We start from the raw sequence: 14,129 nt of genomic DNA, 5'->3' as shown, positions 1-14,129 counted from the left end.
GCGAATGCTCACAGGTTGTACTGCTTGCGCTTGCGATACAGCGTCGAGGCGTCAATTCCCAGGGTCTTGGCGGCCTGATCGAGGGTGCCCGCGGTCGCCAGTACTGCGCCGATGTGGGCCTTCTCCAGTTCGTCGAGACTCAGCGCCGCGCCGACCCGTGGCGCATTGTTCGCCGGTTGTTCGGCCATGCCGAGGTGGCTGATTTCCACACGCTCCTGCGGGCAAATGATGCTGGCCCGCTCGACCACGTTGCGCAGCTCGCGAATGTTGCCGGGCCAGCGATAGCCCAGCAGTGCTTCGCGAGCCTCGTCACTGAAGCCCCGGGCCGGACGCGCGTATTCCTTCACGAAGCGGGCGAGGAAACGGTCGGCCAGGGTCAGGATGTCTTCGGCCCGCTCGCGCAGCGGCGGCAAATGCAGGGTGATGACGTTCAGACGATAGAGCAGGTCTTCGCGGAAACGTCCGTCACGCACCATGTCTTCGAGATTGAGGTTGGTGGCGGCAAGAATCCGCACATCGGCGCGGCGGGTGACCGGATCCCCTACCCGCTCGTATTCCTTGTCCTGGATGAAACGCAGCAACTTGGGTTGCAATGTCAGCGGAAAATCGCCGATCTCGTCGAGAAACAGCGTACCGCCATCGGCCTGGTTGACTCGACCCAACGTGCTTTCGCTGGCCCCGGTGAACGCGCCGCGACTGTGACCGAACAGCTCGCTTTCCATCAGTTCGGCGGTCAGCGACGGGCAGTTGATGGTGACGCAGGATTTCTTCTCGCGCTTGCTCCAGCCGTGAATGGCTCGGGCCAGCTCACCTTTACCGGTGCCGGACTCGCCGAGGATCAGGATGTTGGCGTCAGTGCCCGCCACTTGCCGCGCGGTTTCCAGTACGACTTTCATCGCCGGGCTGTGGGAATCGAGACCGTCCTTGGGTTTGCGAATCTCGCCTTCGAGGGCTTCCAGACGCGCCGACAGCTGACGTACTTCCAGTTGCTTGGCGGTCGCCAGGCGCAATTGATCCGGGCTGCACGGTTTGACCAGATAATCGGCAGCGCCGGCCTGAATGGCGTCCACCGCGGTGTCGACGGCCGAATGGGCGGTGACGATCACCACCCGCATCCACGGCGCCTGAATGCGCATCTGCGCCAATACATCCAGGCCGTTGTCTTCGCCCAGACGCAAATCCAGAAAACACAGATCGAACACCTGGCGTTGCAACAGCGCTTCAGCCTGGGCCGCACTGTTGGCAGTGGCGACAGAATAACCTTCGTCTTCGAGGCAATAACGAAAGGTTCGCAGGATGGCGGATTCATCGTCCACCAGCAGAATGCGGCCTTGGTGCTCAGTGGCTGATTCCATTTTTCCTACGCTCCATAAGTAAATGTCTTGGGTTAGTCCCGGAAAAATCGGGCAAGTTGCATGGTTGATTCTGATCGATTCCAGTCATAGCAGGGTAGCTCTCTCCTGCCCTTACGGCTAATCCACTGATTTTGTTGATTTTTTAAACATCGCACAGTTTCAGGACGATTTCCTGCCTCCTTTTCTGACATCCGCACCCTGCTCTCAATTCAAAAAGAATGATTTCTCCTACGAAATAATCGTGCATTACGCACGACGCCGCGAGGGTCATCGTGCAGGATGCGTCGTCAGTAACTTTTGCAGCATCTATAACTATCTGATTTTATTAGATTTTTTTAAACAAAAAAGCTGGCATGCGGGCTGCAATACATCACTCAGCCCGGGCAGAAATGCACTGCCCCCACCGAACAAGAGTGAGGAACCCAGGATGACTCGCCAACGTGCCGCCCAAATGCGTATTTCGCCACTGCATCTGCAGCAGGCCCTGTTTGGCGCACTTGCGCTGCTGATCACTCTAATCGCCTGCCAGCAATACCTGCGCTGGGAGCAGAGCCAGCAGAGTGAGCCCCTGATTTCCATGCAACACGCGACGCAGACGCACTTCAGCGCCGTCAGCAGCAGTCAGGCCGACAACGGCGCGATGCGCATGATGGACGTCGACCAGCCACAACCGCTGGGCGACATGCCCCGTGAAGAACGCTGGGTTTTCTGATCAACGAATCTGGGCGCCCCCGCGCCGAGACCGGCAACATCCCTAAATAGAAGCAAGGAGAATCACCATGTTGAGCTGGGCAATCACATTCCTGATCATTGCCATCATCGCCGCAGTACTGGGCTTCGGTGGTATCGCGGGCACCGCCACGGGTATCGCCAAGATTCTGTTTGTCGTGTTCCTGGTGATGTTCATCGCTTCCTTCTTCTTTGGCCGTCGCGGTCGAGGTTGAACATGAAGGGGTTAAAGACACTGGCAGCCGCCCTGCTCCTGGGCGGTAGTGCCATGGCAATCGCGGCCAATGACGGCCAGGCGCGGGTCAACGAACTGTTGAGTTCCGACCCGCAATACAGGGAAACCTGGGAAGGCGTGGTGAAGAAGGAAGAACGCCTGCCGGAATGGGTGATGAACCTGTCCGGCACACCTGACCAGCAGATGAATGCCGTGACCGAAGATGGCGACAAGTATCTGGTCGGCCCGCTCTGCGAATCCGCAGACAAATGCATGAACCATCGCTTGATCGTCGCGTTCAGTTTCGACAAGAAAGACGCTTACGCCATGCTTGTGGATGTGCCCGAAGGACTGCCGGCGGACAAGTCGCCAACGCGACATGCCACCTACCGCTTCCTCGGCAAACCCGATCAGGGCATGCAAAACCTTCTGATGGAAACGCTGAAGAAAGATCCGAACTGGTATTGAACACGAGGGCAGCCGAAAGGCTGTCCTCCATTGCGTCGGCCCGAGGAAGGCCGGTGCATGACCAGGGGGCCGGGACGTTCTGACTGTTGCAGGGTCGGAGTGACCTACGGGTACAGGGAGTGCCTGCGATGAGGGCCGGGTCAGGGTAAAAGCTGCGACGCAAGTTCGCCAACCGGAGTGGTTCGACGGACTTGCGCTGGGCTTTCAACGTGACAAAACGTTGATCCAGAGCGTTCTGCTCAACTTTTTTATCGCTCACACTGCATGCGAAAGCATTTCGCGGTGTTTCCTGGCGACCGTATATCGAGAAAGAGTCGACCGAATCAGTCGGACATTTAGTTTCCGAACGTAGGCTTTTTCCCAAATTTTTCGTCGAAATCACCCGTTCAAAAAATAACCAACCTACGCTGTAATGGCCGGTTCACGGCACTTATGCCTGCCGAAATGTCGTATTCGAACCGGTTGGGACGCCAGTTTCATAAAAAAAAGCTCATGCCGATTCGGCATAGGGTAGGCGTTTACGGCATTAGACGGCGCAACCTTGCATCGGAATAGTTGCGCCTTTTTTCGCCTGCCGGAGAGCCGTAAACACGCGCTTCGGGGCACCTTATACGGAGGCAGATGCACAGACTTTTCCGCTGATGAGCGTTCCAGTTCCTGCATGTGCCTGAGTCAAACGCAAGTAAGGGTAAAGATAATGAAGAAGGCAAAGCTCAGCCTCGCCTGGCAGATCCTCATCGGTCTGGTATTGGGGATTGCAATCGGCGCGTTGCTTAACCATTTCAGCGCCGAAAAGGCCTGGTGGATCAGCAACGTCCTGCAACCGGCAGGCGATATCTTTATCCGTCTGATCAAGATGATCGTGATCCCGATCGTCATCTCTTCCCTGATCGTCGGCATCGCCGGCGTGGGCGACGCCAAGAAACTCGGGCGCATCGGCCTGAAAACCATCATCTACTTCGAAATCGTCACCACCATCGCCATCGTCGTCGGCCTGCTGCTGGCCAACCTGTTCCATCCGGGTGCCGGCATCGACATGAGCACCCTGGGCACTGTGGACATCTCCAAGTACCAGGCGACCGCCGCCGAAGTGCAGCATGAACACGCGTTCATCGAGACCATCCTCAACCTGATCCCGTCGAACATCTTCGCGGCCATGGCTCGCGGCGAAATGCTGCCGATCATCTTCTTCTCCGTGCTGTTCGGTCTCGGTCTGTCGAGCCTGCAGTCGGACCTGCGCGAGCCGCTGGTGAAGATGTTCCAGGGCGTATCGGAAAGCATGTTCAAAGTCACCCACATGATCATGAACTACGCGCCAATCGGCGTGTTCGCCCTGATCGCGGTGACCGTGGCCAACTTCGGTTTCGCCTCGCTGCTGCCGCTGGCCAAGCTGGTGATCCTGGTTTACGTCGCCATCGCCTTCTTCGCCTTTGTGGTGTTGGGCCTGATCGCCAAGATGTTCGGTTTCTCGGTGATCAAGCTGATGCGCATCTTCAAGGATGAGCTGGTCCTGGCTTACTCCACCGCCTCCTCGGAAACCGTGCTGCCACGGGTGATCGAGAAGATGGAAGCCTACGGCGCACCAAAAGCCATCTGCAGTTTCGTAGTGCCGACCGGTTACTCGTTCAACCTCGACGGCTCGACCCTGTACCAGTCCATCGCGGCGATCTTCATTGCCCAGTTGTACGGCATCGACCTGTCGATCAGCCAGCAACTGCTGCTGGTCCTGACCCTGATGGTTACCTCCAAAGGCATCGCCGGCGTGCCGGGCGTGTCCTTCGTGGTGCTGCTGGCCACCCTGGGCAGCGTCGGTATCCCGCTGGAGGGCCTGGCCTTCATCGCCGGTGTCGACCGTGTGATGGACATGGCGCGTACCGCCCTGAACGTGATCGGCAACGCCCTCGCCGTACTGGTCATCGCCCGCTGGGAAGGCATGTACGACGACGCCAAGGGCCAGCGCTACTGGAACTCGCTGCCGCACTGGCGCAGCAAGGAAAAACTGCCGGCCGGTGACGTTTCCAACAACTGATCCCCGCCCGCAAGGCACCCTGACAAACCCCGGAGAAATCCGGGGTTTGTCGTTTCTGGCGACCCCGCTATCATTCGCCGCATCTTCCGGGGGATTTGACTGATGCTTAATGGCCTGTGGCTTGGCTTCTTCATCGTGGCAGCCGTTTCGGCGCTGGGGCAATGGCTGATCGGCGGCAATGCCGGGATCTTCGCGGCGATGGTGGAAAGCATTTTTGCCATGGCCAAGCTGTCGGTCGAAGTCATGGTGCTGCTGTTCGGCACGCTGACCCTGTGGCTGGGTTTCCTGCGCATCGCCGAAAAGGCGGGGATTGTCGAGTGGCTGGCCAAAGCGCTGGGCCCGCTGTTCCTGCGGCTGATGCCGGAAGTGCCGCCGGGTCACCCGGCCATCGGCCTGATCACCCTGAACTTCGCCGCCAACGGCCTGGGCCTGGATAACGCCGCCACGCCGATCGGCCTTAAAGCCATGAAGGCGCTGCAAGAGCTCAACCCCAGCTCGACCATCGCCAGCAACGCGCAAATCCTGTTCCTCGTACTGAATGCCTCGTCCCTGACCCTGCTGCCGGTGACGATCTTCATGTATCGCGCCCAGCAAGGCGCGCCGGACCCGACGCTGGTGTTCCTGCCGATCCTGCTGGCCACCAGTTGCTCGACCATCGTCGGCTTCCTGTCGGTGGCGTTCATGCAGCGCCTGCGGGTCTGGGACCCGGTGGTGCTGGCTTATCTGATTCCCGGCGCGCTGATTCTCGGCGGCTTCATGGCGTTGCTCGCGACGATGTCGGCCACCGCACTGGCGGGGCTTTCGTCGATTCTCGGCAACCTGACGCTGTTCGGCCTGATCATGCTGTTCCTGGTGATCGGCGCCTTGCGCAAGGTTAAGGTCTACGAGGCCTTTGTCGAAGGTGCGAAGGAAGGTTTCGACGTTGCCAAGAACCTGCTGCCGTATCTGGTGGCGATGCTCTGCGCGATCGGCGTATTGCGCGCATCGGGCGCGCTGGACTTCGGCCTCGACGGCATTCGCCATTTGGTGGAGTGGGCAGGGTGGGACACGCGCTTCGTCGATGCGCTGCCGACCGCCATGGTCAAACCGTTCTCCGGCAGCGCCGCCCGGGCGATGCTGATCGAAACGATGAAAACCTCGGGCGTGGACAGCTTCCCGGCGCTGGTCGCGGCGACGATTCAGGGCAGCACCGAAACCACCTTCTACGTATTGGCGGTCTACTTCGGCGCGGTGGGCATCCAGCGCGCCCGGCATGCCGTAGGTTGTGCGCTGCTGGCCGAGCTGGCGGGTGTGCTCGGCGCTATCGGCGTTTGCTACTGGTTCTTCGGTTAAGGCTCAAGGCCGGGCAGGAGGGGCAACTTTCTGCCCTTGCTCCACCGCCCACGCCACGACTTTCGCGGTGAGGCGATCACTGGCCTGCCCGAATCCGGCCACCACCGCCGGAACCTTCACATCACTGAGCGGCTGACGTTCTTCGAATCGGCGACTGGCGAGAATCCGCTGGTCATAACCGCGCACCAGCAACGCATCGACCCGCACCACCACGCTGGCCTGATTGCCCTGATACTCGGTCTGAAACGCCTGCAGACTGCCGCCCAATTCCAGGTCTGCCTGGAAGTTGCTGTCATCGGTGCTCAACAGCGACACCCGGCCATCGCGCTGGAATCCATCCAGTAACCGGTTACGCACCAGCACCGGCGCCGGATCGCTCCAGCGCGAGGCCTTGTAACTGCTGATCACATCACCCTGAGGAATCACCGCGATGCTTGGTCGGTTCAGCGCTTCGCTGGCCTGCAGTTTGTTCAGGCGCAGCGACCAGTGCTGAGCAGCCGCCGAACCGGCCGAGGCGGGTGCCTGTGCCGCCGGCAGGCGATAGACATCCGACGGTTCGGACTTGGGCAGGATCGAGCACGCGCTGATCAGCGTGAAGCCGGCGAGGAGGGCGAGGCGAGTCAGCTTCATGGCGTGAACTCCTTGTTCTTGTCACTGCCCAGCAGGTAACCGCTGGGGTTGGCCTCCAGGCGTTGGGAAATGGCGCGCAGCGAATTCAGGGTTTCACGCAGTTCGCGGATCGCCGGGGCCAGGCCGTTGAGGCCCTGCATGCCGCTGTCGAGGGAGTTCTGATTCTTGCTGAGCAGTCCGTTGATGGTGACGCTGCTTTGCTCCAGGGATTTCATCGCCTGTTCGGCACTGCCGAGCGCCTGTTTGCCCTGATCGTTGAGCAGGCCGTTGGCGTTGCGCATCAGCGCGGACGTCTGTTCGAGCATGTTGCCGGCCTGTTTGCCGACCGTCGCCAGTTGCTGCATGGCCTGACGCAGGTCGCCGCGCTGATCGTTGATCGAGCCGGTGGTCTGCTCCAGATGCTCGAGGGTCTTGCTCACGCGCTCGATGTTGTCGGCAGAGAACATCTGATTGGCATTACTGAGCAACGTCGTGACCCCGCTCATCAAATCGTTGCTGTCGCTGAGCAGCCGCGAGATGGGCGAGGGCGAGGCGACGATGGTCGGCAGGTTGCCATCATGGCCCTTGAGTTTCGGACTTTGCGGCGTGCCTCCGCTGAGCTGGATGATCGAGGTGCCGGTGATCCCGGCCAGGGCCAGTTTGGCTTCGGTGTCTTCCTTGACCGGCGTGTCGCCGGCCAGACGAATCCGTGCCAGCACCCGACGTGGGTCCTGCGGGTCGAGGCGCAGGCTGACCACGTCGCCGACCTTGATCCCGCTGTACTGCACCGGGCTGCCCCGGGACAGGCCGCTGACCGCCTCGTTGAACACGACTTCGTAATCCTTGAACTCGGTGTCGACACTGGACTTGGCCAGCCACAGACCGAAGAGCAGGGCGCCTGCCACCACAATCACCGTGAACAGGCCGATCAATACATGATGGGCTCGGGTTTCCATGTCAGACCTCGTTGAGCTGTTTGGCGGCGTCCAGCGCCGAGCGGCCGCGAGGGCCGTGGAAGTATTCGTGAATCCACGCGTCGTCGGTTTCCGAGACCACGTCGATGGGACCGGCCACCAGCACCTTCTTCTGCGCCAATACCGCGACGCGGTCGGTGATGGTGTAGAGCGTGTCGAGGTCGTGGGTCACCAGAAATACGCTCAAGCCCAGAGCATCGCGCAGGGTCAGGATCAATTGGTCGAACTGCGCGGCGCCAATCGGATCGAGGCCGGCAGTGGGTTCGTCGAGAAACAGGATGTCCGGATCCAGCGCCAGCGCCCGGGCCAGTGCCGCGCGCTTGATCATCCCGCCGGACAGCGAGGCGGGGTACTTGTCCGCCGCCGACAACGGCAGCCCGGCCAGCGCCAGCTTCACCGCCGCCAGATGTTCGGCGTCGTCACGGCTGAGCCCGGTGTGCTCGATCAGGGGCAGGGCGACGTTCTCTGTGACGGTCAGCGACGAGAACAGCGCGCCTTTCTGAAACAGCACACCAAAACGCCGCTCGATCAGCGAACGCTCATGTTCCGGCAGGCTCGGCAGGTTCTGGCCGAGCACCTTGACCATGCCTTCGCTGGGCTGGCGCAGGCCGACGATGCTGCGCAGCAACACCGATTTGCCGCTGCCGGAGCCGCCGACCACGGCCAGGATCTCGCCTTTGTACAAGTCGAGGTCGAGGTTCTCGTGCACGCTTTGGCTGCCGAAGCGATTGCACAGGCCACGGACTTCGATCACCGCCTCGGAGGGCGCGCGGGGTAGACGACTCACCAGCCCATCTCCATGAAAAACAGCGCGGCAACCGCATCGAGCACGATCACCACGAAAATCGATTGCACCACGCTTGAGGTGGTGTGGGCGCCGACCGATTCGGCGCTGCCGCTGACCTTGAAGCCTTCCAGACAACCGATAGCGGCGATCAGGAACGCGAAGATCGGGGCTTTGACCAGACCCACCAGGAAATGTTGAATCCCTATGTCGCTTTGCAGCAGCGACAGGAACATCGCCGGCGAGATATCCAGCGACACCGCGCAAACCACCGCGCCGCCGACGATCCCGCAGATCATCGCCAGAAACGTCAGCATCGGCAGCGCCACCAGCAGCGCCAGCACCCTGGGCACCACCAGCAACTCCATGGGGTCGAGGCCGAGGGTGCGAATCGCGTCGATTTCCTCGTTGGCCTTCATCGAGCCGATCTGCGCGGTGAAGGCACTGGCGGTGCGGCCGGCCATCAGAATCGCCGTGAGCAGCACCCCGAACTCGCGCAGGAAAGCGAAGCCCACCAGATCCACGGTGAACACGCTGGCGCCGAAACTGGCCAGCACCGTCGCCCCGAGGAACGCCACCACCGCGCCCACCAGAAAGGTCAGCAACGCGACGATGGGCGCAGCGTCGAGGCCGGTCTGTTCGATGTGGGCGATCATCGGCGTGATCCGCCAGCGCTTGGGCCGGAAAAGGCTGCGGGCGATGGTTTCGAGAATCAGGCCGACGAAGCCGAGCAATTGCAGGGTGTCTCGCCAGACCGTGTCGACGGCCCGGCCGATGCGCGTCAGCAGTTGCACGCTGACGCTGATTTCCGGTTCCTTGATCGGCACGCAGAAGTCGGTCAGCGAACGATACACAGTTTGCAGCAAGGCGCGGTCGGCGCTGGAAATCGTGCAATCGGGGTGTTCGGCGGACTTGCCCAGCCGCTCCGAGCCGAGCAGCTCCACCAGCAGCGACGCACCGGCGGTGTCGAGGGCGCCGAGGCCGTTGAGGTCGATGGGGGTGTTGGCGTCGTACTGGCCGTGGAGCGTTTCGCTCAGTTGCTTGAGGTCGGCGTAATGGGCAAGCGTCCAGTCCCCGGTCACCCGCAGGCGGGCAGGGGTGATCGAGGTGTCCAGGCGGGCACTGCCGGTCATTGGGCTGCTGGTCATAAGCTCCGTGCTTGTTCGGCTATCGAGACGAACCTACGTAATAGCACGAACCCGGTTACTTTTCTTTGGTCGGTGTGCTGTCCGTGACCTCGAAGCGCAGCACGCCAATCACCTGACCGTCCTCGGTCAACACTCGCACCTGCCACTTGCCCGCCGGGTTGCCGGGGAAGTTCTGCTTGTGGGTCCAGGCCCGGTAGCCTTCCTTGCGCCCGCCGTGGATGTCGAGGGCGATGCGGTCGACCTCTTTGCCGTTGAACTGCCAGACGTGATAAATCCGCTCGTCGAGCCCGCGCGGCGCGTTGATCGCGGTGTAGGCGTAGAGCCCGCCGCCACGGATCTGCTCGGCGCTGACTTCCTTGAGGCTGGCGCCCGGAACCCGGTCCTGCACCTGAGTGCTGATCGCCACGTCGGTCATCCACAACGTTGCCGGTGGCACCCACGAACGCAGGACCCAGCCCACGCCACCGATGCCGACCGTGATACACAGGATCGCCAAGGCATTGCGCACGGTGCGGATCGGGAAGATCGACGCCAGGCTCGGGAACGACAACACCACCGCAATCCCCAGCGCCCATTTGAAGCTTTGCGAGGTGGTCAGGTGCATGATCACCGGCAGCGCCGTGAGCAGGGCGGCGAACAGGGTCAGGGTGTGCAGCGCTAGGAACGCCCAGCGCCGTGGCGCCAGCCATTTGTAGTAGAGCGGGTCAACGATCGAGATCAGCGCCGCGATGCACAGCAGCCCGGTGAAAAACAGCTGGCCGCTGTTCCAGGTGGTGGTGATGAAGAAGAACGGCAGGACGAAAAACAGGCTTTCCTGGTGGATCATCTGCGTCGCGTAACGCAGCAGCGGCTGGGGGATTTCCCGTTTGAAGATTCGCGTGAACAGTTTAGTCAGGCTGTTTTCCAGCATCAGCCAGATCCAGCTCAGCAGCATGATCGTGGTGATCCAGCTCGCCAGCCCCTGTTGCCGGTCGACCAGAATGAAGCTGCCGACCCCGGAGATGAAACCGCCGAGCGCAATGACCCCGGGGTAGCGCTTCATCAGTTCGAGAATGCGCTGGATCAGGAGGGTCAATTTAGACATGGGGGCGGTTCACGACTGGATAGGAAAAAAACCTCGACAGAGTACCGCCCGCCGGGCCCCGTGGCGAGGCTGCCGGTCATTCCGGATGCACGGACTTGCGCCGATGCAGGCGCCAGCCGAGCAGAATCAGCACCAGCACGCCCAATCCGCCCGCCAGCAGCCACAACACCTGATCGTCGCTGAGCAGCGGTTTCTCGATCCGCAGATAACCCGGTTGCAGCAACAACTCGCGCATGGCCTTGTTCGCCGCCTCCAGCGTCACGCCTTGCAGCTCCCGCGCAGGATCGGCAAAGCGGCCATCCTCGTAGTCGCCCAGCGCGCTCCAGTAATAGTCGGCCATGGCGCTGGTGCCTTGCACGGCCCAGGCCTGGTGGGCGATGGCGGCTTGTTTCAAGCGATTGAAGGTGTCGGCGTCGAGGCCGTTTTTCAGCAGGTCGGCCTTGAGGTCTTCCAGCACCTGCTCGGCTTCGGCGATATCGCCGCGATCCAGGTCGGCGTTGAGGCTCATGAAGCCGACGCCGCCGAACACTTCGCGCTCGGCCCACGGCCCGTAGGACAAACCGTGGTTCAGGCGCAACTGGCGGTATAGCGCCCACTCCAGGTATTCCTTGAGCAGGTCGAAGGTTTCGTCGTACTGGTCGTCCAGCACCGGCTCCGGCACCAGCCAGTGCAGCTTGGCACTGTTGCCGATGAAGCCGCGAGTGATCGTGCGTTCGTGGGCAGCGCTGGCGCGGATGTCCGGCAACGGACGGTGTTCGCTCGGTTCGACCGCTTCCAGCGCGCCCCACGCCCGTTCCAGATAGGCCGGCAGCAATTTGTCGAGGTCACCGACGACAATCAGGGTCATGTTGTTCGGCGCGTACCAGGCCTTGCGCACCTTCTCCAGCTGCTCGCGAGTCAGGCCATCGACTTCGGCCCGCTGCGGGCATTTCAGGCCCAGCTCAACCGCCAGTTGATTGCTCGCGGTGTGGCCCAGGTCCTGCCGATCGAGGAAGCGTTGCAGCCGGGTGTAATGGCCGCCGTCCTCGCGCTCGACTACCCGTTTGGCCGCGTTGATCGCGTTGTCGTCGAAGCGGGTCTGGGTCAGCAGGTCCAGCAGCAGGTCGAGGACCTTGCGCTGGTTTTTCGCCGGGGCTTCGATGACGAACGTGGTGTCGGCGTTGCTGGTGAAGGCGTTCCAGTCACCGCCGAGTGCCTGCATGCGCTCTTCGAGACCACCTTCACCGGTGGCGTCGATGCCGCTGAACAGCAAGTGTTCGAGCAGGTGCGGCAGCTCCTTTTCATTGCAGTCGAAATCATCGAGACCGACGCCGATCACCAGCCGGATCGCCACGTGCCCACGCTCGGTGCCGGGCTTGAGCAGCAATTGCAGCCCGTTGGGCAGCGCATAGCCTTCGACCTGAAAACGATCCAGGGCGAAGGCGGGCAGGGAACCGAGCAGCAGACAAGCGAACAACAGGCAACGCATAACGAGCTTCCATACGGCTGAATTGGAGATCCGTGTCGTCAGTCCGGCCGCGAGGCCGAACCTTGAGTTACTGACTGACCACAACCCCAGACGTTCAAGGCGAATGCGTGATGTCCGCCATATCGTCCGCCGCCAGCGCGCCGGTATCGGAAGTTTCCAGCACCACATAGGCGCTGCTGCAGAACAGCGAGTTCAAACGTTTCATGTCAGCAATCAGCTCCAGGTGCAACGAACTGGTCTCGATACTCTGCACGATCTTGCGTTGCAACCGGCTGACATGGGCGTGGGCCAGACGCCGTTCCTGGGCGCGAAAGCGACGTTTCTCGCGCAGCAACTGGCGGGCGCTTTCCTTGTCGCCGCTGAGGAACACCGACAGCCCGAGCCGCAGGTTGGCGATCAATTGCTGTTGCAGCCCGGCCAGCTCTTCCAGTCCGTCTTCGGAAAACGACCGGCGTTGCGAAGTCTTCTGCTGCTGCACTTTGCGCAGCATGCGTTCGATCAGGTCGCTGGCCAGTTTGAGGTTGATCGCCAGCTCAATGATCTCCGCCCAGCGACGACTGTCCTGCTCGCCGAGATCTTCGCGGGGCATCTGCGCCAGGTACAGCTTGATCGCGCTGTACAGCGCTTCGACGTCATCGGTCAGCTTGCGCATTTCCTGAGTGATGGCGGTCTGTTTGCCGCGCAGCACGTCGAGGGTCGCGTCGAGCATGTTGTCGATCAGGTCGCCCATGCGCAGGGTTTCCCGGGCGGCGTTGGCCAGTGCCAGGCTCGGCGTGACCAGCGCGGTGGGATCAAGGTGGCGGGGCTTGGCGGTGCCGTTGACCTCCGGCCGCTCCGGCAGCAGCCAGGCACACAACCGCGCCATCGGCCCGACGCTCGGCAGCAGGATCAGGCAACGCGCGGTGTTGTAGAGCAGGTGGAAGCCGATGACCATTTCCTGGGGGCTGAAATCCAGGCTGTCGATCCAGTGCACCAGCGGATCCAGCACCGGAATGATCAGCAACAGCCCGATCAGTTTGTACAGCAGGCTGCCCAGCGCCACCTGCCGGCCGGCGGCGTTCTGCATGCTGGTGCTCATGAACGCCAGCACGCCACTGCCGATGTTGGCGCCAATAACCAGACCGATCGCCACCGGCAGGCTGATCACCGCAGCGCCGGCGAGGGTGGCGGTCAGCAGCACGGCCGCCAGGCTGGAGTAGGAAATCATCGCGAACAGCGCGCCGACCAAGGCGTCGAGCAGGATATCGCCGGTCAACGAGGCGAAAATCACCTTCACCCCTTGGGCATGGGTGATCGGCGCAGCGGCCTCGACGATCAATTGCAGCGCCAGAATGATCAGCCCAAGCCCGATGGACACGCGGCCCATCTGCCCGAGCCGCGTCTGTTTGCGCGACAGAAAGAAAATCACCCCGATAAAAATCAGCAGCGGCGACAGCCACGACAGGTCGAACGTCAGCACCCGCGCCATCAGTGCCGTACCGACGTCGGCACCCAGCATGGTCGCCAGGGCCGGGGTCAACGCCATCAGGCCCTGACCGACAAAGGACGTCACGAGCATGGCAGTCGCGTTGCTGCTCTGCACCATCGCGGTCACGAGGATGCCGGCGACAAAGGCCAGCCAGCGTTTGGACATGTTCTGGCCGATCACGTGGCGCAGATTGGTGCCGTACACCCGCAGGATGCCGGTTCGAACGATATGCGTGCCCCAGATCAGCAGGGCCACGGCAGACAGCAAATTGAGCAGGGTGAGCATGCAGACCCCCTGTAATGGCAGCGCCCCAGAGGGGCAAGTGGACGGTACCGCGCAATTTCTACGTTCTGATACTTAAGCTGTAGTTGGCTAACGGTCTGGGCGCCAGCATTGCACAGCTAAAGCGGGGATTGAAACAAAAGTGTCATGAAAACAGGTTCATGCAGCCATGAAAAAAGGGCCCG

The 14,129-nt window shown here is 61.6% G+C and carries 13 protein-coding genes; 5 read left to right on the top strand and 8 right to left on the bottom strand.

The genetic code is table 11. The features are described 5' to 3' along the window. Positions 1–8: 8 nt before the first annotated feature. On the bottom strand, positions 9–1,355 hold the full coding sequence (algB, locus tag ACM6JM_RS11685; RefSeq protein ID WP_039764876.1) for a sigma-54-dependent response regulator transcription factor AlgB: 1,347 nt from the start codon (positions 1,353–1,355) through the stop codon (positions 9–11). A gap of 427 nt (positions 1,356–1,782) precedes the next feature. Between algB and ACM6JM_RS11680 the strand changes: the two genes are divergently transcribed. From ACM6JM_RS11680 to ACM6JM_RS11660, 5 genes are all read left to right on the top strand, one after another. Continuing rightward, positions 1,783–2,067 carry a hypothetical protein gene (locus ACM6JM_RS11680; RefSeq protein ID WP_074689761.1) on the top strand — a complete coding sequence of 95 codons (285 nt, stop codon included), beginning with the start codon at positions 1,783–1,785 and terminating at the stop codon, positions 2,065–2,067. 67 nt (positions 2,068–2,134) lie between these two features. Then, positions 2,135–2,299 (top strand): DUF1328 domain-containing protein, encoded by a 165-nt coding sequence (locus ACM6JM_RS11675; protein ID WP_003177151.1) that lies wholly within the window; start codon positions 2,135–2,137, stop codon positions 2,297–2,299. A gap of 2 nt (positions 2,300–2,301) precedes the next feature. Continuing rightward, positions 2,302–2,766, top strand: coding sequence for an inhibitor of vertebrate lysozyme family protein (locus ACM6JM_RS11670; RefSeq protein WP_039764879.1), 465 nt, complete (start codon positions 2,302–2,304; stop codon positions 2,764–2,766). A 697-nt stretch (positions 2,767–3,463) separates the two neighbouring features. Next, positions 3,464–4,795 (top strand): glutamate/aspartate:proton symporter GltP, encoded by a 1,332-nt coding sequence (gltP, locus tag ACM6JM_RS11665; RefSeq protein WP_064592462.1) that lies wholly within the window; start codon positions 3,464–3,466, stop codon positions 4,793–4,795. 102 nt (positions 4,796–4,897) lie between these two features. Next, positions 4,898–6,127: a nucleoside recognition domain-containing protein gene (locus ACM6JM_RS11660; RefSeq protein WP_085690410.1), complete on the top strand. Its 1,230-nt coding sequence runs from the start codon at positions 4,898–4,900 to the stop codon at positions 6,125–6,127. A 3-nt stretch (positions 6,128–6,130) separates the two neighbouring features. Here ACM6JM_RS11660 and ACM6JM_RS11655 read toward each other — a convergent pair whose 3' ends face one another. The 7 genes from ACM6JM_RS11655 to ACM6JM_RS11625 all read right to left on the bottom strand — a co-directional run bounded on the left by ACM6JM_RS11655 (position 6,131) and on the right by ACM6JM_RS11625 (position 13,947). Further along, on the bottom strand, positions 6,131–6,757 hold the full coding sequence (locus tag ACM6JM_RS11655; protein WP_039764884.1) for an ABC-type transport auxiliary lipoprotein family protein: 627 nt from the start codon (positions 6,755–6,757) through the stop codon (positions 6,131–6,133). Beyond that, positions 6,754–7,692, bottom strand: a complete 939-nt coding sequence (locus ACM6JM_RS11650) for an MlaD family protein (RefSeq protein WP_039764886.1) — start codon at positions 7,690–7,692, stop codon at positions 6,754–6,756. The genes ACM6JM_RS11655 and ACM6JM_RS11650 overlap by 4 nt, the downstream gene beginning before the upstream one ends. A gap of 1 nt (position 7,693) precedes the next feature. Further along, positions 7,694–8,497, bottom strand: a complete 804-nt coding sequence (locus tag ACM6JM_RS11645) for an ABC transporter ATP-binding protein (protein WP_414881919.1) — start codon at positions 8,495–8,497, stop codon at positions 7,694–7,696. Beyond that, complete coding sequence (locus tag ACM6JM_RS11640; protein ID WP_064592455.1) at positions 8,494–9,642, bottom strand: ABC transporter permease; 1,149 nt, start codon at positions 9,640–9,642, stop codon at positions 8,494–8,496. Before ACM6JM_RS11640 ends, ACM6JM_RS11645 begins: the two co-directional genes overlap by 4 nt. A 55-nt stretch (positions 9,643–9,697) precedes the next feature. After that, positions 9,698–10,726: a DUF5924 family protein gene (locus ACM6JM_RS11635; RefSeq protein WP_039764894.1), complete on the bottom strand. Its 1,029-nt coding sequence runs from the start codon at positions 10,724–10,726 to the stop codon at positions 9,698–9,700. Positions 10,727–10,802: 76 nt separating this feature from the next. Further along, positions 10,803–12,194 (bottom strand): M16 family metallopeptidase, encoded by a 1,392-nt coding sequence (locus tag ACM6JM_RS11630; protein ID WP_064592451.1) that lies wholly within the window; start codon positions 12,192–12,194, stop codon positions 10,803–10,805. Positions 12,195–12,288: 94 nt separating this feature from the next. Next, entirely contained in the window at positions 12,289–13,947 is a 1,659-nt protein-coding gene (locus ACM6JM_RS11625) for a Na/Pi cotransporter family protein (RefSeq protein WP_074689766.1), read from the bottom strand. Between the last annotated feature and the right edge of the window lie 182 nt (positions 13,948–14,129).

Origin of the sequence: Pseudomonas sp. IT-P2, assembly GCF_949767575.1 — a bacterium.
GTDB classification, from domain to species: Bacteria; Pseudomonadota; Gammaproteobacteria; order Pseudomonadales; family Pseudomonadaceae; genus Aquipseudomonas; species Aquipseudomonas pharyngis.
The sequence above is the reverse complement of the archived record's forward strand: the minus strand, read 5'-3'. Positions and strand labels throughout refer to the sequence as shown.

What these genes read in the sequence shown, in the direction of transcription:
- algB (WP_039764876.1), bottom strand. Translation starts at nt 1,355, where the DNA reads ATGGAATCAGCCACTGAGCACCAAGGCCGCATTCTGCTGGTGGACGAT.
- ACM6JM_RS11680 (WP_074689761.1), top strand. Translation starts at nt 1,783, where the DNA reads ATGACTCGCCAACGTGCCGCCCAAATGCGTATTTCGCCACTGCATCTG.
- ACM6JM_RS11675 (WP_003177151.1), top strand. Translation starts at nt 2,135, where the DNA reads ATGTTGAGCTGGGCAATCACATTCCTGATCATTGCCATCATCGCCGCA.
- ACM6JM_RS11670 (WP_039764879.1), top strand. Translation starts at nt 2,302, where the DNA reads ATGAAGGGGTTAAAGACACTGGCAGCCGCCCTGCTCCTGGGCGGTAGT.
- gltP (WP_064592462.1), top strand. Translation starts at nt 3,464, where the DNA reads ATGAAGAAGGCAAAGCTCAGCCTCGCCTGGCAGATCCTCATCGGTCTG.
- ACM6JM_RS11660 (WP_085690410.1), top strand. Translation starts at nt 4,898, where the DNA reads ATGCTTAATGGCCTGTGGCTTGGCTTCTTCATCGTGGCAGCCGTTTCG.
- ACM6JM_RS11655 (WP_039764884.1), bottom strand. Translation starts at nt 6,757, where the DNA reads ATGAAGCTGACTCGCCTCGCCCTCCTCGCCGGCTTCACGCTGATCAGC.
- ACM6JM_RS11650 (WP_039764886.1), bottom strand. Translation starts at nt 7,692, where the DNA reads ATGGAAACCCGAGCCCATCATGTATTGATCGGCCTGTTCACGGTGATT.
- ACM6JM_RS11640 (WP_064592455.1), bottom strand. Translation starts at nt 9,642, where the DNA reads ATGACCAGCAGCCCAATGACCGGCAGTGCCCGCCTGGACACCTCGATC.
- ACM6JM_RS11635 (WP_039764894.1), bottom strand. Translation starts at nt 10,726, where the DNA reads ATGTCTAAATTGACCCTCCTGATCCAGCGCATTCTCGAACTGATGAAG.
- ACM6JM_RS11630 (WP_064592451.1), bottom strand. Translation starts at nt 12,194, where the DNA reads ATGCGTTGCCTGTTGTTCGCTTGTCTGCTGCTCGGTTCCCTGCCCGCC.
- ACM6JM_RS11625 (WP_074689766.1), bottom strand. Translation starts at nt 13,947, where the DNA reads ATGCTCACCCTGCTCAATTTGCTGTCTGCCGTGGCCCTGCTGATCTGG.